Here is a 19,673-nt window from a genome sequence, read left to right as displayed (position 1 = left end):
ATGCCTTCCCATTCCGATTCCCGCCGTTCGTCGGGCATGTCGTCCTCCTTCGTTTCCTTCCGTCGCCATCCGCTGGCCCTGGCCTGTGCAGGCCTGGCGCTGGCTGCCAGCTTCGGTGCTGCCGCGCAGGACAGTGCACCGACCCCGACCGGGCTGGACACCATCACCGTGACCGCCGAGCACCGCGAGCAGAACCTGCAGGAAGTGCCGGTGTCGGTAGGCGTGGTGCAGGGCGAGCGCATGCGCGACTTCACCGCCGGCGGCGACGACACCCTGCTGGCGCTGTCCGGCCGCGTGCCGAGCCTGTATGCGGAAACCACCACCGGCCGCATCTTCCCGCGCTTCTACATCCGCGGCCTGGGCAACATCGATTTCTACCTCGGTGCCTCGCAGCCGGTGTCGATCATCCAGGACGACGTCGTGCTGGAGCACGTGGTGCTGAAGTCCAACCCGGTCTATGACGTGGACCAGGTGGAAGTGCTGCGCGGTCCGCAGGGCTCGCTGTTCGGTCGCAACACCACCGCCGGCATCGTCAAGTTCGACACCCTCAAGCCGACCCAGGACTACAGCGGCCGCGTCAGCGCCAGCTATGCCTCCTACAACAGCGTGTCGATCGACGGTGGCTTCGGTGGCCCGATCAACGACATCGCATCGTTCCGCGTGTCGGCGCTGTACCAGCACCGCGACGACTACGTCGACAACACCTACACCGGCCCCAGCGCCGACGGCACGGTCAGCCCGAAGAAGAACGCCATGGGCGGCTTCGACGACCGCAACGTGCGCGCGCAGCTGCTGCTGACCCCGAGCGACCAGTTCTCGATCCTTGCTTCGGCCCACGCCCGCGACTACGAAGGCACCTCGACCCTGTTCCTGCGCAACGCACTGACCAAGGGCTCGAACAAGACCGACGTGCCGCGTGACCAGGTCGCCTACGACGAGGCCGACAACAACCCGCAGGCGTACAAGACCTACGGCGGTTCGGTGAAGGCGCGTTATGACTTCGGCGCGATCGACTTCACCTCGATCACCGCTTACGAGACCACTTCCGGCTACAGCCGCGGTGACACCGACGGCGGCGCTGCGGTCAACTTCCCGGTCAATGGCGTGCCGAACGGCTACGGCCAGTCGATGGGCCAGATCCGTGACCTGGACCAGTGGACCCAGGAGTTCCGCCTGGCCAGCCATGACGACAGCGCCCTGCAGTGGCAGGCCGGTGCGTTCTACTTCAACGGCAGCGACACCACCGACTTCTACCAGCGCGGCTGGTTCCTGAAGGGCGCTGCGCGCAACCCGAACAACTGGGTACGCCTGCGCAACAAGAACACCTCCTGGGCCGGTTTCGGCCAGCTGAGCTACGCCTTCACCGACAAGTTCACCGTCACCGCCGGCCTGCGCCAGACCCGCGATGAGAAGCACACCCGCCTGCTGAAGACGGCCGATACCGCTGCCGGCCTGGTCACCTACAAGGGCCGCACCGACGTCAAGATGACCGACACCACCCCGAGCTGGGATCTGAGCGCGATGTATCAGATCACCCCGGACGTGAGCGTCTATGCGAAGGTCGCCCGCGGCTTCCGTGGTCCGACCATCCAGGGCCGTTCGGCGGTGTTCAATGCCGACTTCACCACCGCCGATTCGGAAACGATCCTGTCGTGGGAAGCGGGCGTGAAGAGCAGCCTGTGGGACAACCGCCTGCGCCTGAACGCCACCGCGTTCACCTACACCGTCAACGACATCCAGCTCAACGGCAACGATTCGGACGGCAACGGCGTGCTGTTCAACGCAGACAAGGCCAAGGCCTACGGCTTCGAAGCGGACATGGAGCTGCGCCCGATCCAGAACCTGACCCTGAGCGCCGGCTTGAGCCTGCTGCACAGCGAGATCAAGGACAAGCGCGTCTACGCGCAGGTCTGCGGCCTGAACGGCCAGGTGGTGTGCACGGTGAACGATCCGACCATCAAGGTCGGTGCCAACACCTTCGCGCAGATCGATGGCAACCCGCTGCCGAACGCACCGAAGTACAACATCAACCTGGCAGCGCGCTACGACTTCCCGGTCAGCGACGCGGCCACGATGTTCGTGTCCACCGACTGGAACAAGCAGGGCTACACCAGCTTCGTGCTGTACGACAGCAAGGAGTTCAACTCCAAGGGTGATTTCGAGGGTGGCCTGAAGATCGGCTATTCGGGCAACTACGGTGCCTACGAAGTGGCGCTGTTCGCGCGCAACATCACCAACGAGAAGAACCTCAAGGGTGTGATCGAGAACTACATGGCCGCGGTCTACAACGAACCGCGCACCGTGGGTGTTTCGTTGAACATGAACTGGTAAGCACTACCGGTTGGAGTATCGAAAACGGCGCTCATCGAGCGCCGTTTTTCGTTGTCCGCCCGGTTCCTCAGACTGCGGGCAACAACGCCTGCAACCGCGGCTCCAGTTCCTGCTGGCGCCAGCCGGCCAGTGCAGCCGGCCACTGCTGATGCTCCAGATAGCTTTCCAGATGCTTGCGTGAGGCCAGCACGCCGTCGGCAAGGCCGAGCTCGCGGCTGCGTTCGGCCACCGCATCCTGCAGCTTCTTCAGCAGCTGCTTGCTGGCATCGCTGGCCTGCATCGCCAACGGCGCATCGGCTTCGTCGGCCAGCGGCGTGTCCAGCGCCTGCCATACCGCAGCGGCCAGCTTGCGCGGCGCCTTCGGGAACTGTTCGAACAGCTTGCTCACTGCAGCGGCATCGGCTGGCGGGGTGCGTGCCAGGGTGGCGGCCAGTTCGTTGTCCAGGATCCAGCTGCGCGGGCGGTCGCTGGCGCGCGCCTGCACGTCGCGCCAACGCAGCAGGCGCAGCAGGCGGCGCTGCGCGGGCGCGTCCAGGAACTGCGCCGAGCGCATGCCCAGGTGGGGCCAGCGGTCTTCGTCATTTGCCACGCTGGCCAGCAGGCGCTCGCCATCGTCGTGCAGCCACTGCTGGCGCCCCAGCGTTTCCAGCTTGGCGGAGATGGCGTCGTGCATCGCGAACAGATGCTCGACGTCGTCGGCGGCGTACTTCAGCTGGGAGTCCGACAACGGCCTGCGCATCCAGTCAGAGCGGGTTTCGCCCTTTTCCAGTGCCACGCCGATGATCTCCTGCACCAGCTTCTGGTAGCCCATGCCAGCACCGATGCCAGCCAGCGCGGCGCCGATCTGGGTGTCGAACAACGGACGCGGCAGCACGCCACAGGTCCACTTGAACGCCACCAGGTCTTCGCTGGCACTGTGCATGACCTTGGTGATGGATTCATCGGCCAGCCACGGCGCCAACGCCTCGGGCATGCCGGGAATCAGCGGGTCGATCAGCAGGATGTCCTCGCCGACGGCCATCTGCACCAGCGCCAGCTGTGGCCAGAAGGTGCGTTCACGGATGAATTCGGTATCCAGGCCGATGCGGGTCGGCCGCTGCTGGCGGTATGTGTCCAGCTCGGCGGGGGTGGTGATCCAGGTTGCCACGTGTCAGGGCCTACTACTCGGGTTTGCTCAGGCAGGGGAGAATAGCCTAACGTCGGTCCGCATCCGTGCCGAAGGAGGCCCTGCTTGCGTTTTCTGCTGTCGCCCGCGCTGTTTACCGCCTTGGCCGTGAGCCTGGCCGGTTGCACGCCGTCGCCCCCTGCGCAGACCGCCGGTGCCACCGCAGCCCAGCCGGCCGATCCCGCACCAGAGGCCGGTCCGGCGCGTGGTACCGGGCGGGGCACGGTGACCATTGCCGGTGACGACGCGGCCGAGGACATCCAGCAGTGGACGCCGCCGCGGGTCGATCGCCAGGGACGTACGCTGACACAGCTGCGCCGGGCTGCCGACCAGGCATTCGCGCGGGGGCATCTGTATGAAGATGGCGATGCGGCCGTGCCCCTGTGGCTGGCAGTGCAGGAGGAGGAACCCGACGATCGGCAGGCGCGCCTGGGCCTGCAACGCGCGAAACAGAAGCTGCAGCAGCAGGCCGATGCGTTGCTGCAGCGGCCATTGCAGCAGCGTGAGGCGCTGGCCGAAGCCGGGCGCCAGGCGCTGGTGCTGCTGACCCTGGCGCCGAAGGACGAGAAGGTGCGCGCGCTGCAGGGGCGGGTCGAGACCGCGCAGCGTGTGGTCGCCTACAACCGCGCGGGCGAAGACGATCTGCGTGCCGACCGTATCGGCGAAGCGGGGGATGGTGCGATTGGCAACTTCCGTGAGGCACTTGCGCTGGACCCGGCGAATCGTCGCGCGCGGCAGGGCCTGGCAGCTGCTGAAAGTGGGCTGATCCGGCGTGCCGAGGATGCCGCGCGTATCCGCGATTTCGCCAGTGCCGGCGCGTGGTTGGCAGAAGCCAGCAAGGTGCGGGACTCGTCACCGACCATCGCCGATGCGTTCGAGCGCATCGAGCAGATCCGTGCAGCGGCACTGGTCCAGCTGCGCGATGGCGGCCTGCATGATCTGACCACCCCGCAGGGGCTGAAGCCTGCGCGCGAGAAGTTGGCCGAAGCGCTGCGCATTGCGTTGCCGGGCGACGCGGTGGTGGCGCAGTTGCGCGAACGCATCGAACTGGCCACCCATTACGGCAGCTTCCGGCCGGGGCAGGTGTTCAGCGATGCGCTGCGTGATGGCGGCCGTGGACCGCAGATGATCGTGGTACCGCATGGTGGATTCCAGATGGGCGCCAGTGATACCGAACCGGGCGCAACCGACGCAGAGCGGCCATCGCACTATGTGCGTTTCGAGCGTGGGTACGCGATGGCGATCACCGAGATCACCGTGGGTGACTTCGAGCGCTATGTGAAGGCGACCAATGCCCGCCCACGTGCGACCCGGCGTGGACATTCGGTGGTCTATGACGAGCGCAGCGGCAATTTCATCCGTCGCAGCGGCGTGGACTGGCGGTCCGACTATGACGGCGGGCGGGCACTGGGCAATTCGCCGGTGATGCACGTGAGCGTTCGTGATGCCGAGAACTACGCGAACTGGCTGTCCGAACAGACCGGTCGCAGCTACCGCCTGCCCAGCGAGGCCGAGTTCGAGTACGCGATGCGTGCCGGCAGCAGTGGCCGCTACCCGTGGGGCGATGCCGGGCTGCCACCGGAAGGCAGTGGCAATTACACCGGCAGCAAGGATGTTTCGCCTTCGGGCAGGCATTGGCACAACGCCTTCGTCGGCTATGGCGATGGTTGGTGGGGACCGGCCCCGGTCGCCAGTTTCCAGGCCAACGCCTTCGGGCTGCATGACATGGGCGGCAATCTGAGCGAGTGGGTGGCCGATTGCTGGCATGCCAGCTATCGGCGCGCGCCGGCTGATGGTGTGGCGTGGTTCAACCCGGGCTGCCGTTCACGGGTGATCCGGGGTGGCAACTGGGCCAACGCGCCGGAGCAGACCCGGGCGGCGTGGCGGCAATCGCAGGATTCGGATACCACCAATGCGCGCATCGGCTTCCGACTGGTGCGAGGGATCTGACGGGCACGACTGGATCGGCGCCGGTTTCACCCGCCGCAGGCAGCGCCGCACTAAGATTGCGCCGTACCCGCCGGCCGGCGGGGTCAGCCGGAAGACCAGCCGATGCGCAACGATCCTTTTTCCCGCTCGCCGCAGCAGCGGCGTGGCCTGTTCGGCAACATCCGCTGGTGGGTGCTGCTGCTGGCCGCCGGCTACGCGGCGTTCTACTGGTTCTCCAACCGTGCGGTCGACCCCTATACCGGCGAGAAGGTGCTGATCGACAGCAGCCTGGACGCCAGCCAGGAGAAGGCGCTGGGCCTGCAGGCCTACCAGCAGATCCTGTCGCAGGAGCGCCCTTTGGGCCCGAATGAACAGGTCTCGCGGGATGTCCGGGCGATTGCCGAGCGACTGATCGCCAAGGTGGACGTGGTCGAAACCGCGCTGGCGCAGGAACACGGGCTGCAGCCGGCACACTTCGCACGCGACTTCGAGTGGGAAGTGAACGTGATTCCGTCCGAACAGGCCAATGCGTTCTGCCTGCCCGGTGGCAAGATGGCGGTCTACACGGGGCTGATTCCGGTGGCGCGTACCCGCGATGCGATGGCGGTGGTGATGGGCCATGAGATCGCCCACGCATTGCTGCGCCATGGTGCACAGCGCATGGCCCAGCAGAAGCTGACCCAGATCGGCCAGGTAGCCGGCGCCGCCAGTGGCATGGATGCGCAGCAGCAGCAGATGATGATGTCGGCGATGGGCTATGGGTATCTGTTGCCGTACGCGCGCAGCCACGAGACGCAGGCCGATGAAGTGGGCCTGATGCTGGCGGCCGCGGCGTGCTTCGACCCGCGCGAGGCGGTGCCGCTGTGGCAGCGCATGGGCCAGGCCGGTGGTGGCCAGTCACCGCCGGAGTTCGCCTCGACCCACCCCAATCCGGGTACCCGTATCCAGAACCTGCAGGCGTTGATGCCGAAGGCACTGGAGTATCGGCAGAAGTTCTGCGAGCAGGCCAGGTAAAGGGTGGTTTGGCAGGGCTGCGCCCTGCACCTGCCGAAGCGGTAGTGCCGGCCGCTGGCCGGCAACCTCAACAGCAAAAGCTGGCTTCCTGTGGGATGGCGGGGTGGGTCCGGTTGCGGGGGACGCCGTGAACCCGTCCATGGGGGCTTGGCAGCCGCATCCATGCGGCTGACACCCCCGCAACCGGACCCACCCCGCCTTCGACAGATTTCGCGATCTGTCGGAACGGCATGGCCTGCCCTTGGTGGGTGTCGACCTTGGTCGACACGGTAGATCTACGCCATGCGTGGATGCATTTCGATCAATTGTCGAAATATTCGATCTCGATGGAGATTCATTCACGCATGGCATGGATGTACCAACCGCCACCGGGAAACTCTCGAAGGCGGGGTGGGTCCGGTTGCGGGGGCGTGAGCGCCATGGGCTCGAGGCATGCCTCGGGCGGGTTGGGCAGGACGCCCAACCCCGGTCTTGCCGTGTGCGCAGGACAGCGCACACGAGCAAGGCGCGACCGAGCTTACATGGACGTACTTGCAGCGTCCCCCGCAACCGGGCCCACCCCGCCATCCCTCAGGAAACCCGCTTCTGCCGTTGCTTCGGCTGTTGCCGTTGCTTCTGCGGGTGCAGGGCGCAGCCCTGCCGAACACCCCTTACTTGACCGCAGTCACTTGTATGTCGATCACGCCGTCGCCGACCCGGGCCTGCAGTGCGTCACCCGGTTGTACCTGCTCGATCCGGCGCACGAGTGCGCCATCCTCTGCACGGGTCACGATGCTGTAGCCACGCGCGACGGTCGCCAGCGGACTGACCGCTTCCAGCGAACGTGCAAGGCCACGCAGGCGCAGCGCATCACGCTGCAGCAGGCGCTGCAGCGCCGCTTGTGGGCGCCCGCCCAACGCGGCAAGGCGGCGTCGCAACGCCTCCATCTGCCGCTGCGGATGATGGCCTCGCAACACTGCAGCAGCGTGGCGCAAACGGGCTGCGCGACGCTCCTGCTGCTGGTTGTGCGCCGCATGCAAGCGACGTCCGAGGTCCAGCTGACGACGGCGCAGCAGATCCAGTCGTGCCTGCGGACTCTGTGCGTTCAAGCGCAGCAGGGCGCGATCAGCGCGCTGCATGGCCTGCTGCATGGCGTGGCGTTGCAGCTGCACCATGCGAGCCGCGTTGCGGCGCAGGCGCAGGGCCAGGTCGCGCTGATCGGGTACCAGCAGTTCCGCGGCCACCGATGGCGTAGGCGCGCGCAGGTCAGCAGCGAAATCGCTGAGACTGAAGTCGGTTTCGTGACCCACCGCCGAGACCACCGGCGTGCCGCTGGCGGCGATTGCGCGGGCCAGCGCTTCATCGTTGAAGGCCCACAGGTCTTCCAGCGAGCCACCACCACGGGTCAGCAGGATCACGTCGTAGCGACCGCTGGCATCGGCGGCCTGCAGCAGGCGGGTGATCTGTGCGGCAGCGGTTGCGCCCTGTACCAGGGTCGGCAGCAGATCCACTTCCAGCAACGGGAAGCGGCGGCCGAGCACGCTCAGCACATCGCGCACGGCGGCACCGGTGGGCGAGGTGATCACCGCCAGGCGCTGCACGTGGGCCGGCATCTGCCGCTTGCGGGCCGGGTCGAACAGTCCCTCGGCTTCCAGCCGCGCCTTCAGTTCCTCGAACGCGCGACGCAGTGCGCCTTCGCCGGCTTCCTCCATGTGGTCCAGCACCATCTGGTACTCGCCACGGGCGTCGTACAGGGTCACCTTGCCGCGCACCAGCACGCGGATGCCCTCGCGCGGAACGAACTTCAGGTACTGCGCCTTCATCCTGAACATCGCAGCGCGCAACTGTGCACGCGCGTCCTTCAGGGTGAAATACAGATGGCCGGACGCCGGCCGCGCCACGCTGCCCAGTTCGGCTTCCACCCAGATTGCCGGGAAGCTGCCTTCCAGCAGGTCGCGCGCCAGGGTGTTGAGCTGGCTGGGGGTGAAGACGTCGTTGTTGCGTGGCTGCATGGTGACGGCGTGGGGCAGATGGAGCAGGGGGCTCAGGATCGCACGTCAGCGCTGGCCGTGCTGGGCCAGTGCCCATTGCACGTGTTCGCGGACTACGGGTGAAGCAGCCTCGGCGCGCGTCTGCAGCGCCGACAGCGTCTCTGCCGTGGTTGGCGCATTGCCCAGCGCCACGGCGATGTTGCGCAGCCAGCGCTCATGGCCACTGCGGCGGATCGGGCTGCCTTCGGTACGGCGCAGGAATTCAGCTTCGTCCCAGGCGAACAACTGGTCCAGGCGTGCGGTGTCCAGGTTGTTGCGGGCGCGGAAGTCAGCTTCGTCGGTGCGCTTGGCGAACTTGTTCCAGGGGCAGACCAGCTGGCAGTCGTCGCAGCCATAGATGCGGTTGCCGATCAGCGGTCGCATCTCCACTGGAATCGCACCGTCATGCTCGATGGTCAGGTAGGAGATGCAGCGGCGCGCATCCAGCCGCTGCGGGGCGGTGATGGCCTGGGTCGGGCAGACGTCGATGCAGCGCGTACAGGTGCCGCAGTGCGCGCTGGCCGGCGTGTCGATCGGCAGCGGCAGGTCGATGTAGATCTCGCCAATGAAGAACCACGAGCCGCCGTGGCGGTCGATCAGGCAGGTGTGCTTGCCGATCCAGCCCAGCCCCGCGTTGCGTGCCAGCGCGCGTTCCAGCACTGGCGCCGAATCGACGAAGACGCGGTAGCCCAGCGGCGCCACTTCATCGTTGATCTGCGTGGCCAGCTTCTGCAGGCGGTTGCGCATCAGCTTGTGGTAATCGCGGCCGAGCGCGTAGCGGGCGACGTAGGCGCGCCCCGGATCGGCCAGGGTCGCCCACGCTTCGGTGTCGTCCCTGTGGCTGTAGTCCATGCCCACCGAGATCACCCGCACGGTGCCGGGAAGCAGCTCTGCCGGGCGCGCGCGCAGGGTGCCGTGGCGTGCCATCCAGTCCATGGTGCCGTACAGGCCCTGGCCCAGCCAGTCGGCCAGGTGCGCCTCGTCCTCGCCCAGTTCGATGCCGGCGATACCACAGCGCTGGAAGCCATGCGCGCGCGCCAGATCGCGGATGCGCTGTACGGCCAGGGCCGGATCGAGGGGGGCAGGGACGGGGGACATGTGCACCAGTATAAAATCCCCGCATGGCCAACCTCGCCGATCTGTTCGATTCCCGTGCCGCACGCACACTCGATGCCCAGGCCTCCGCGCTGGCGGGCGATGGTGGCTGGGGCCTGATGGCCCAGGCGGGCCAGGCGGCCTGGCAGAGCCTGCTGCAGCACTGGCCGCAGGCGCGGCGGATCGGCGTGGTGGTTGGCAGCGGCAACAATGGCGGCGATGGCTATGTGCTGGCCTGTCATGCGCTGCAGGCCGGGCGGCAGGTGCAGCTGATCGCGCTGCCGGGCAGCCCACCTTCCACGGCGTTGGCGCAGCGCGCCGCAGCGGATTTCAGGTCCGCCGGCGGCACCGTCACTGATTTCAACGGCGAACTGGCCCAGGCCGATCTATGGGTCGATGCCCTGTTCGGCCTTGGCTTCTCCCGGGCACCAGAGGGCGCGGCACTGGCCTTGATCGAGGCGCTGAACGCGCAGCAGGCGCCGGTGTTGGCGTTGGACGTACCCAGCGGTGTCGACGCCGACCATGGCTGCGTGCCGGGCGCAGCCGTACGCGCGGCCCTGACAGTGCAGTTCATCGTCGCCCACCGCGGCCTGTACACCGGCGATGCACTGGAATACACCGGGCGCAGGCACCTGGCACCACTGGCGCTGGCCGATGCGGCCTGGCAGGGTGTCGTCGCTGCTGCAGAGTGCTGGACGCAGTCGCGCCTGCCGGATCTGCTGCCGCCGCGCCGTGCCAACAGCCACAAGGGTGAATCCGGCCACGTGCTGTGCGTGGGCGGCAACCATGGCAGCGGCGGTGCCATCGCGATGGCCGCCGAAGCTGCGCTGCGTGCTGGCGCGGGCCTGCTGAGCATCGGCACCCGCCGCGACCATGTCGGCCCGCTGCTGGCGAGGTTGCCTGAAGCGATGACGCACGCGCTGGAAGATGGCTCAGCGCTGCCGGCGTTGCTGGCAAAAGCCAGGGTGGTGGCGATCGGCCCGGGCCTGGGCCAGGACGAATGGGCGCGCGCGCTGTATGCGCGTGTGCTGCAGTCAGGCCTGCCGCTGGTGATCGACGCCGATGCGCTGAACCTGCTGGCGCAGGATGCACATGCGCTGCCCGATGCGATCCTGACCCCGCACCCCGGCGAAGCCGCGCGCCTGCTGGAAACCACCACGGCGACAGTCCAGGCCGATCGCTATGCCAGCGCGCAGGCGCTGGCCGAGCGCTATCACGCAGTGGTGGTGCTGAAGGGGGCGGGCAGCATCGTCGCCGCGCCCGGCCACGCACCGCGACTGATTGCGGCCGGCAACCCGGGAATGGCGGTGGGTGGCATGGGCGACCTGTTGACCGGCATCATCGCCAGCCTGCGCGCGCAGGGCCTGCCTGCGTTCGATGCGGCGGCAGGCGGTGCGCTGCTGCATGCCCTGGCCGGCGATGTCGCCGCCGCCGACGGTGCCCGCGGCCTGCTTCCCACTGATCTGCTGGCGCCCCTGCGGCGGCTGGCCAACCCGGAATGTTCCCGATGACTGAATTCTTCCTTGCCGACAGCAACGCCACCGAACTGCTGGGGCAATGGCTGGCAGCTACCCGCCCGCCGCAGGCGCTGGTCGAGTTGCGCGGCGATCTTGGCGCCGGCAAATCGACCACGGCGCGCGCGCTGTTGCGGGCGCTGGGCGTGCAGGGGGCGATCCGCAGCCCCACCTATACCCTGGTCGAGCGCTATCCGTTGTCCAGTGGCGGCGAGGCCTGGCACATGGACCTGTATCGCATCGGCCAGGCCGGCGAGCTGGATTTCCTCGGGCTGGACGAGGGCAGTGCCGTGCTGTGGCTGGTCGAATGGCCAGAGCGCGGTGCCGGTGCGCTGCCGCCAACCGATCTGGTGGTCGCACTGGAGATTGAAGGTCAGGGGCGTCGCGTGCGTCTCACTGGCATCAGCGACACGGGACGTGAATGGCTGCAGCGGCTCCCCGAAGGTGGCGACTTGCAGGCCCTTTCTGTCGGCTGACGAGAACAAACACCGGCAGGTTACGGATTATTAAGGAAAAAGGTGTTGCATTCCGTTCAGTGCGGTGATTGAATCCTGAGTCATGCGCCCGGGGAATCGACTCATTGCCATCTGTGCCGCCGTCGGACTTGGTCTGGCGAGCGTCAGTGCGTGGGCCGGTGAGGTCCGCCAGGTACTGCTCAATACCGGTGCGACCGGAACCCGCGCGGAAATCGCCCTGGTCGGCAGTGGTGGCTACAAGACCCTGTCGCTGGCCGGCCCGAACCGGCTGGTGGTCGATTTCCCTGATTCCAGCGCGGTGCGCAACCTGAAGATGCCGTCGCCGCAGGGCGTGGTGACTGCGGTGCGCACCGGGCAGCCGGTGCCGGGCACTTTCCGTGTCGTATTCGACCTGGCCGAGACGGTCGCCCCCTTCCGCCCGCAGATGCAGCGCGAAGGCAATGAATCCAAGCTGGTGATCGAGTGGCCGGGCGATGGCCCGGCCGTGGCCGCCGGTCGCCCCGCGCCGACGCCCGCGCCGACGCAACCGCCAGCGGCATCTTCGGCGAGTCCGGCTGCGGTCCCGGGCCCGACCCCGGCACAAACCGCACAGTCCCGTGGTGATGCCGCGCGAGCCACTGCGCTGTTGACCGCGCAGGTCCAGCAGCAGGCCAGTGCCAGCGCAGCGGCACCCGCCGCGCCGACGCCGGCGCCGAGCACCACCCCGGTGCAGATGGCGGCAGCAGGTACCACCGCCAGCAGCACCCCGACGTCGTCGCCGGCAGCCATCCTGGCTGGCCAGGCCACCACTGCAGTTGTGGCCACCCAGCCGAAGCCGGTGCCGACACCTGTTACGCCGACCGAGTCGCCGCGTCCGACCATGCCCAGCGATGCCTCGCGCATCCGCATGCAGCCGGGCATGCGTCACCTGGTGGTGGCGATCGATCCGGGCCATGGCGGCCAGGATCCGGGCGCCATCGGCCCGACCGGCAAGCGCGAGAAGGATGTCACCCTGGCGGTGGCGCGTGAACTGGCTCGCCAGGTCAACGCTACGCCTGGCCTGAAAGCCTTCCTCACCCGCGACAGCGATGTGTTCATCCCGCTGCCGATGCGTGCGCAGAAGGCGCGTGCGAACAAGGCCGACATCTTCATTTCGATCCATGCCGACGCCGCCGAAAACCGCTCGGCCACCGGTTCGTCGGTGTATGTGCTGTCGACCAAGGGCGCGTCTTCGCAGCGTGCACGCTGGCTGGCGGACAAGGAAAACGCCGCCGATCTGGTCGGTGGCGTGCGCCTGCAGCAGACCGAAGGCACGCTGGCCAACGTTCTGCTGGACCTGGCCCAGAGCGGCTACATGAAATCCTCCGAGGACGCAGCCGGGCACGTGCTGGGCGGCCTGAAGCGTATCGGCAACAACCACAAGCCGAACATCGAGCGCGCCAACTTCGCCGTGCTGCGCACTTCGGACATGCCGGCGATGCTGGTGGAAACCGCGTTCATCTCCAACCCGGATGAAGAGCGCCGCCTGATCGACCCGGCCTACCAGCGCAAGGTCGCCGGTGCGGTGCTGGATGGCGTGCACACCTTCTTCAGCCGCCAACCGCCGCCGGGCACGTTGTACGCCGCGCGCGCGCAGGCCGAGATCGACGCTGCAAGCACCGTGGCGGGCGGCAGCAAGTAACCCGCTGGATCGCCCGCGTCCGCTGGAGCCAGGCCACGCCTGGCTGGCTGGCGCCGCGTACGCTGCATCTGACTCTACCTGGCGCCGCTCCGCTATCATCGTGGCATGACGTCTGCCTGCCTTGCCTGCCCATGAACGCGCCCGATCCGCGTCCGATCCGGCCGCTGCCGGAAATCCTGATCAACCAGATTGCCGCCGGTGAAGTGGTCGAACGACCCGCATCGGTGGTCAAGGAACTGGTTGAGAACGCGATCGATGCCGGCGCCAGCCGCGTCGATATCGAGCTGGAAGAAGGCGGTGTGCGCCTGATCCGCATCCGCGACAACGGCAGCGGCATTGCCGCAGAACAGTTGCCGCTGGCGGTTTCGCGGCACGCCACCAGCAAGATCGCCAACCTGGATGAGCTGGAAGCAGTGGCCACGCTGGGTTTCCGTGGCGAAGCGCTGCCGTCGATCGCCTCGGTCAGTCGTTTCACCCTGGCCTCGCGCCGTGCCCATGATGAGCACGGTTCGGCACTGCAGATCGAAGGCGGCAAGATCGGCGAGGTGACCCCGCGCGCGCATGCGCCCGGCACCACGGTGGAAGTGCGCGAGCTGTTCTACAACGTGCCGGCGCGGCGCAAGTTCCTGCGCGCCGAGCGCACCGAACTGGGGCATATCGAAGAGTGGCTGCGTTCGTTGGCGCTGGCCCGTCCCGATGTCGAGCTGCGCGTCTCGCACAACGGCAAGGCCTCGCGTCGCTACAAGCCGGGCGACCTGTATTCGGACGTGCGCCTGGCCGAGACCCTGGGCGAGGACTTCGCCAACCAGGCTGTGCGCGTGGACCACAGCAGTGCCGGCCTGCGCCTGCATGGCTGGATCGCGCAGCCGCATTATTCGCGCGCCAGCACCGACCAGCAGTACCTGTACGTCAACGGACGTTCGGTACGTGACCGCAGTGTCGCCCATGCAGTGAAGATGGCCTACGGCGACGTGCTGTACCACGGCCGCCAGCCAGCGTATGTGCTGTTCCTGGAGCTGGACCCGACGCGCGTTGATGTGAACGTGCATCCGGCCAAGCATGAGGTGCGCTTCCGCGATTCGCGGCTGGTGCATGACTTCGTCTACCGCACCCTGAAGGACGCACTGGCCGACACCCGTGCCGGCATGACCGCGCAGGAGATCGGTGCAGGCGCGGTGCATCCGGCCGAGGGCGCCAGCGCGTCTGCGATGCCGGGGGCCACGGCCTCCAGCTTCGGCTACGTGCGCGGTCCGGCACCGGGTGCGGGACAGGGCGGTGGTGGCTTTTCCGGTTGGCGCCCGCAGCAGCCGCTGGGCCTGCAGGTGGCCGATGCACCCGCCGCCTATGCTGCGTTGTATGCGTCGCCAGCGGGTGCCGAGCGTGGTGCGGCACTGCCGCCGATGCCGATGGAGAACGGATTGCCGGTCACCAGTGCCGACGCCGGCGTACCTCCGCTGGGTTACGCCGTTGCCCAGCTGCATGGCATCTACATCCTGGCCGAGAACGCCGAAGGCCTGATCGTGGTCGACATGCATGCGGCGCACGAACGCATCGGCTACGAGCGGTTGAAGAATGCGCACGATGGCATCGGCCTGCAGTCGCAGCCGTTGCTGGTGCCGATCACCCTGGCGGTGGGCGAGCGCGAGGCCGATACCGCCGAGGCGGAGGCTGATACGCTGGCTGCGCTCGGGTTCGAGATCACCCGTGCCGGACCGGGCGCGCTGCACGTGCGCAGCATCCCGGCGCTGCTGGCCCATGCCGAACCCGAAGGCCTGCTGCGCGATGTGCTGACCGACCTGCGCGAGCACGGCCAGAGCCGTCGCATCGCCACTGCGCGCGATGAGCTGCTGTCGACCATGGCCTGCCATGGCGCGGTGCGTGCGAACCGGCGCCTGACCGTGCCGGAAATGAACGCGCTGCTGCGCGACATGGAAATCACCGAGCGGTCCGGCCAGTGCAACCACGGCCGACCGACCTGGGCCCGTTTTTCGCTGGCGGAGATCGACCGCTGGTTCCTGCGCGGACGTTGAGGGGAGCACCGATGCGATTTTGCCGAATGGGCAGCCTGCTGGCGGCCCTGTTGTTGGTGGCCTGCAGCCCGGCACCCACGCCGGCACCGGCTGCCGTTGAGGATCCGGCCTTCGCCGCACAGCAACAGCAATGGCGGGTGCTGCGCTACCAGGACCTGACCCGGCCCGATGGCTGGACCGCGCTGGTCGGCCTGCACTGGTTGCAGAACCGATCGCACTTCGTCGGCAGCGGCGACACCAGCGGCATCCGCCTGGCGGTGGGGCCGGCCAAGCTGGGCCTGCTGCGCCGTGAAGGCGACCAGTGGTGGTTCACGCCGGAGTCCGGCACGGATGTCACCCTTGATGGACAGCCCGTGCGCGGGCGTGTGCGCATGGATACCGACAAGGATCCGCAGCCGACCCTGCTGGCCTTCGATGGTGGCAAGGGCCAGCTCAGCCTGATCCGTCGCGGCCCGCGCGATGCACTGCGGGTCAAGCATGCCGATGCACCGGCGCGCCGCGATTTCGCCGGCCTGCAGTACTGGCCCGGTGGCCCGCAATGGCAGGTGCAGGCGCGCTTCATCGCGCATCCGCCAGGCAAGACCCTGCCGATCGTGGACATCACTGGCCTGACCACCGAGATGCCCAACGCCGGTGCCGTGGAATTCGATCGCGACGGCCGCAGCTGGCGGCTGGAAGCGATCGGCGAACCGGGGCAGCCGCTGTTCCTGATCTTTGCCGACCGTACCAGTGGCCACGGCAGCTACCCTGCCGGCCGCTATCTGGATACCGATGCGCCCACGGCCGACGGCCACGTGACGATCGACTTCAACCACGCCCACAACCCACCGTGCGCGTTCACCGCCTATGCGACCTGTCCGTTGGCGCCGCCGGAAAACCGCCCGGACCTGCGCGTGGAAGCGGGTGAAAAGACGTATCACCTGCCTGAAGGAGAGGGTTGAACATGTTGATGAAACTGTTGCTGCGCAGTGCCGTTTTTCTCGCTGCCTGCGCCGTCGGTCCGTTGGCCGTCGCGCGCGATGCGCCAGCCGAAGCCACGGCCGGCAAGCCGCCGGTGCCGCTGCTGTGGAAGGTCACCGGGCAGGGAGATGCACGCCTGTACCTGCTGGGTTCCTTCCATCTGTTGAAGCCGCAGGACTATCCACTGTCGACCGAGGTCGAGCAGGCATTCGAAGCCTCGCAGCGTGTGCTGTTCGAAGTGACCCCTGAGGAACTGCAGTCGCCGCAGATGGCCAGCCAGATGGTGCAGGTGGCTACCCGCAAGGACGGCAGCGAACTCAAGCGTGACCTGGATGCGCCGACCTGGCAGAAGCTGCAGGCCTATGCGACGCAGAACAAATTGCCATTGGCGCAGTTGCAGGGCATGAAAGCGTGGTTCGTCGGCCTGACCATCACCGTCGGGCAGATGCAGAAACTGGGCCTGGACCCCGAGCTGGGGCTGGACCGGCACTTCATGCAGCGGGCGCAGAAGGCCGGCAAGAAGACCGCAGGCCTGGAAGACATGTCCAGCCAGATCAACCTGCTTGATGGCATGAGCGTGCAGGAGCAGCGGCAGATGCTGTCCGAGGCGCTGGATGAAGCAGGCAAGGGTGACGCCCAGGCGCAGATGCTGCATGAGGCCTGGCGCCGCGGTGACGATCGCCTGCTGTGGAGCCGGATGGGCGTGGAGATGCGCCAGAAGTATCCGCAGCTGTACCAGCGCATCAATACCGACCGCAACGATGCGTGGGTGCCCAAGCTGCTGCCGTACCTGCAGGCCGGGCAGGGCGGCACGCTGGTGGTGGTGGGCGGCCTGCACCTGCTGGGCAACGACGGCGTGGTCGAGAAGCTGCGGGCGAAGGGGTACAAGGTCGAGCGGGTCTGCAAGGGCTGCAGGAAGTAGAACCACGCCCCGCGTAGAGGCGTTCAAAACAGAACGGCGCGCTCATGGCGCGCCGTTTTCGTATCCGCCGGGGCGGGGGGGCTCAGCGGCGGGTCTTGCCGCCGGTGCCGGTGCCGCCGGTCGGATCGTTCGGCTTGCCGGCCGTACCGGCGCCGGTGCCCGTTCCGGTGCCACCCGGACGCGGGCCACCGAAACCGCTGCCCATGTTGCGCTGGAATTCCTGCCACAGTTCCAGGTTGCGCTCGGTCAGCTGGTTCATCATCGCCCACGGCGTCTGCCCCAGCAGGTTGCCCATCTGCTGGCGGAACTGCTGCTGCTGGTCGAGGAAGACCTGCATGCTGCGCTCCAGGTAGTTGCCCATGAAGCCCTGCAGGGAATCGCCGTAGAAGCGGATCAGCTGGCTCAGCAGCTGGGTGGAGAGCATCGGTTCACCGTCCTGCTCCTGGTCGGCGATGATCTGCAGCAGGACCGATCGGGTCAGGTCGTCGCCGCTCTTGGCGTCGCGGACTTCGAAGTCTTCGCCGTCGAGGATCAGCTGGCGCACGTCCTCGATGGTGATGTAGCTGGAGATCTCGGTGTCGTACAGACGGCGGTTCGGATACTTCTTGATGATGCGGGTCGCAGCCATGAAGCGGTACTCGTCACAGTAGACGCGCAGCATGGCGCAGTGCAGCAGCGGTTGCAACCGCCCCAGCCCCCGCCAGGCTTGGCTTTCCGTCGCCGGAATGTTGCGCAGCAAGGCTTTGCGTGCTGCGCAGCATGACCAACGGCAGGGTGCAGCACGGGCTTTCAGGCCCTGGCGCCGTTTACCAGCCCATGTGATGGCCGCCGTTGATGTCCAGGTTGCTGCCGGTGATCCACGATGCCTCTTCGGCCACCAGGAAGGACACGCCGTAGGCGATTTCTTCCGGCTTGCCCAGGCGCCCGGTGGGGATGTCGGCAATGATCTTGGCGCGCACTTCCTCGGGCACCGCCATCACCATGTCGGTGGCCACGTAACCGGGCGAGATCGTGTTCACGGTGATGCCGAAGCCTGCATTCTCGCGCGCCAGCGAGATGGTGAAGCCATGCATGCCGGCCTTGGCGGCGGCGTAGTTGGCCTGCCCGTACTGGCCCTTCAGGCCGTTGATCGAGCTGATCTGGATGACCCGGCCCCAGCCGCGTCGACGCATGCCCTCGATGACCGGGCGGGTGACGTTGAACACCGAGTTGAGGTTGGTGTTGATCACATCGTGCCACTGCTCCGCGCGCATGCGGTGGAAGGTGGTGTCGCGGGTGATGCCGGCGTTGTTGACCAGGATCTCGACCGGGCCCAGTTCGGCCTCGACCGCGCGGATCAGGCCTTCGGCGCTGGCAGAGTCGGAGACATCGCCCGGGAAGATCGCCACGTGGTAGCCGCGTTCGGTCATCGCCTGCTGCCAGGCGCGGGCCTTGGTCTCATCGCGGTAGTTGGTGGCGACCCGGTGGCCCTGGTCGGCCAGGCGTTGGCAGATGGCGGTACCGATGCCGCCGGTTCCGCCGGTGACCAGTGCGACGCGAGATGTCATGGAAAGCTGTCCGGATGTCAGGTGGAGGAAGGGGGATTCTGCAACATCGGCGCGGAAAGTGCGCCGGCCGGCAGCAGAATGTCCGCGCGCGGCAGCAGGCCGGGGTTGAAGCTGCGCTGCGCGGCGGCCAACAGCGCGTCGCGGTCGTCGATGCCGTCCAGTGCGGTGCCCGGCTGGCCCAGCAGTTCCCACAACCGGCGCAGCACCGGTACCGGCGCGCCGGCATCCACCGGCAGCGCGGCCAGTGACTTGGACAGTTTGTGGCCCGGTGCATCCAGCAGCAGCGGCAGGTGCCAGTAGCGCGGCGTCGGCAGGTCCAGCGCCTGCTGCAGCAGGATCTGCCGGGCGGTGGAATCGAGCAGGTCGGCGCCGCGCACGACTTCGTTCACGCCCTGCGCGGCATCGTCGACGACCACCGCCAACTGGTAGGCCCAGCAGCCGTCGGCGCGGCGCAGTACGAAATCACCGACCTCGGCATGGACATCCTGTTGCTGCGGGCCGCGCAGGCCATCCTCGAACCGCACGATGCTGCCGGGCGGCACGCGGAAGCGGACGGCCGGGTCCGGTCGTGCCTGCCGCGCGACGCAGCGATGGTGGATGCCGCCATTGGCGGCCAGATCGCTCCGACTGCAGTGGCAGACAAATGCGTCGCCATCGGCCAGCAGGCGGTCCAGCGCCGTCTGGTAGGCGTCGCTACGCGCGCTCTGCCAGATCACCGGCCCGTCATGAAGCAGGCCGAAGGCGGCCAGCGCCTGCAGTTGCGCCTGTGCGGCGCCGGCCACCGTGCGGGGTGGATCGACGTCTTCGATGCGCAACCGCCACAGGCCGCCATGGTGGCGCGCAAGCAGCCAGCTGCCGAAGGCGGCAAGCAGCGAGCCGGGATGCAGCAGGCCGGTGGGCGAGGGCGCGAAGCGGCCGCAGGAGAGGGAGGAGGTCATGCAGCTGAATCGTCGGTCAGGTTGGCGCTTGAATTCAAGCTGACTGCACCGCAGATTGACGGATATCGACCCCTTCCGAGCCG

Annotated in this window: 15 protein-coding genes; 9 read left to right on the top strand and 6 right to left on the bottom strand. The window is 67.5% G+C overall.

The genetic code is table 11. The features are described from left to right. Window positions 1-2,331: a TonB-dependent receptor gene (locus J2X70_RS06695; RefSeq protein WP_033831598.1), complete on the top strand. Its 2,331-nt coding sequence runs from the start codon at window positions 1-3 to the stop codon at window positions 2,329-2,331. Between the two features lie 67 nt (window positions 2,332-2,398). Here J2X70_RS06695 and rnd read toward each other — a convergent pair whose 3' ends face one another. Continuing rightward, a complete protein-coding gene (rnd, locus tag J2X70_RS06690) occupies window positions 2,399-3,478 on the bottom strand; it encodes a ribonuclease D (RefSeq protein WP_263929118.1) in 1,080 nt (359 codons plus the stop codon). Between the two features lie 84 nt (window positions 3,479-3,562). Between rnd and J2X70_RS06685 the strand changes: the two genes are divergently transcribed. Both J2X70_RS06685 and J2X70_RS06680 read left to right on the top strand, forming a co-directional pair. Beyond that, window positions 3,563-5,446: a formylglycine-generating enzyme family protein gene (locus tag J2X70_RS06685; protein ID WP_059064681.1), complete on the top strand. Its 1,884-nt coding sequence runs from the start codon at window positions 3,563-3,565 to the stop codon at window positions 5,444-5,446. 102 nt (window positions 5,447-5,548) lie between these two features. Further along, window positions 5,549-6,439 (top strand): M48 family metallopeptidase, encoded by an 891-nt coding sequence (locus J2X70_RS06680; RefSeq protein WP_025876363.1) that lies wholly within the window; start codon window positions 5,549-5,551, stop codon window positions 6,437-6,439. A 650-nt stretch (window positions 6,440-7,089) separates the two neighbouring features. On the opposite strand, the gene xseA is transcribed toward J2X70_RS06680, so the two are convergent. Next, window positions 7,090-8,430, bottom strand: coding sequence for an exodeoxyribonuclease VII large subunit (gene xseA, locus J2X70_RS06675; RefSeq protein ID WP_309909540.1), 1,341 nt, complete (start codon window positions 8,428-8,430; stop codon window positions 7,090-7,092). Window positions 8,431-8,475: 45 nt separating this feature from the next. Continuing rightward, a complete protein-coding gene (gene queG / locus J2X70_RS06670; protein WP_059064679.1) occupies window positions 8,476-9,546 on the bottom strand; it encodes a tRNA epoxyqueuosine(34) reductase QueG in 1,071 nt (356 codons plus the stop codon). 23 nt (window positions 9,547-9,569) lie between these two features. Between queG and J2X70_RS06665 the strand changes: the two genes are divergently transcribed. The 6 genes from J2X70_RS06665 (at window position 9,570) to J2X70_RS06640 (ending at window position 17,105) form a co-directional block, all read left to right on the top strand. Next, window positions 9,570-11,054, top strand: coding sequence for an NAD(P)H-hydrate dehydratase (locus tag J2X70_RS06665; RefSeq protein ID WP_309909538.1), 1,485 nt, complete (start codon window positions 9,570-9,572; stop codon window positions 11,052-11,054). Then, window positions 11,051-11,533, top strand: coding sequence for a tRNA (adenosine(37)-N6)-threonylcarbamoyltransferase complex ATPase subunit type 1 TsaE (gene tsaE / locus J2X70_RS06660; protein WP_025876369.1), 483 nt, complete (start codon window positions 11,051-11,053; stop codon window positions 11,531-11,533). The genes J2X70_RS06665 and tsaE overlap by 4 nt, the downstream gene beginning before the upstream one ends. Before the next feature lie 82 nt (window positions 11,534-11,615). Then, the gene (locus J2X70_RS06655) at window positions 11,616-13,193 is read left to right on the top strand and encodes an N-acetylmuramoyl-L-alanine amidase (protein WP_263929115.1); all 1,578 of its coding nucleotides are present in this window, start codon (window positions 11,616-11,618) and stop codon (window positions 13,191-13,193) included. Window positions 13,194-13,324: 131 nt separating this feature from the next. After that, on the top strand, window positions 13,325-15,223 hold the full coding sequence (gene mutL, locus J2X70_RS06650) for a DNA mismatch repair endonuclease MutL (protein ID WP_033831589.1): 1,899 nt from the start codon (window positions 13,325-13,327) through the stop codon (window positions 15,221-15,223). 11 nt (window positions 15,224-15,234) lie between these two features. After that, window positions 15,235-16,164, top strand: coding sequence for a DUF1684 domain-containing protein (locus J2X70_RS06645; RefSeq protein ID WP_309909535.1), 930 nt, complete (start codon window positions 15,235-15,237; stop codon window positions 16,162-16,164). Window positions 16,165-16,166: 2 nt separating this feature from the next. After that, window positions 16,167-17,105, top strand: a complete 939-nt coding sequence (locus J2X70_RS06640) for a TraB/GumN family protein (protein ID WP_025876377.1) — start codon at window positions 16,167-16,169, stop codon at window positions 17,103-17,105. An 82-nt stretch (window positions 17,106-17,187) separates the two neighbouring features. Here J2X70_RS06640 and phaR read toward each other — a convergent pair whose 3' ends face one another. The 3 genes from phaR to gluQRS form a co-directional block, all read right to left on the bottom strand. Next, window positions 17,188-17,733 carry a polyhydroxyalkanoate synthesis repressor PhaR gene (gene phaR / locus J2X70_RS06635; RefSeq protein ID WP_025876379.1) on the bottom strand — a complete coding sequence of 182 codons (546 nt, stop codon included), beginning with the start codon at window positions 17,731-17,733 and terminating at the stop codon, window positions 17,188-17,190. Window positions 17,734-17,911: 178 nt separating this feature from the next. Continuing rightward, window positions 17,912-18,652: an acetoacetyl-CoA reductase gene (gene phbB / locus J2X70_RS06630; RefSeq protein ID WP_025876381.1), complete on the bottom strand. Its 741-nt coding sequence runs from the start codon at window positions 18,650-18,652 to the stop codon at window positions 17,912-17,914. A 17-nt stretch (window positions 18,653-18,669) separates the two neighbouring features. Continuing rightward, entirely contained in the window at window positions 18,670-19,590 is a 921-nt protein-coding gene (gene gluQRS / locus J2X70_RS06625) for a tRNA glutamyl-Q(34) synthetase GluQRS (protein WP_309909532.1), read from the bottom strand. Window positions 19,591-19,673 lie beyond the last annotated feature (83 nt).

The organism is Stenotrophomonas sp. 1337, assembly GCF_031455455.1.
Lineage (GTDB): Bacteria > Pseudomonadota > Gammaproteobacteria > Xanthomonadales > Xanthomonadaceae > Stenotrophomonas > Stenotrophomonas indicatrix.
This window is presented reverse-complemented; position numbering and strand designations above follow the sequence as displayed.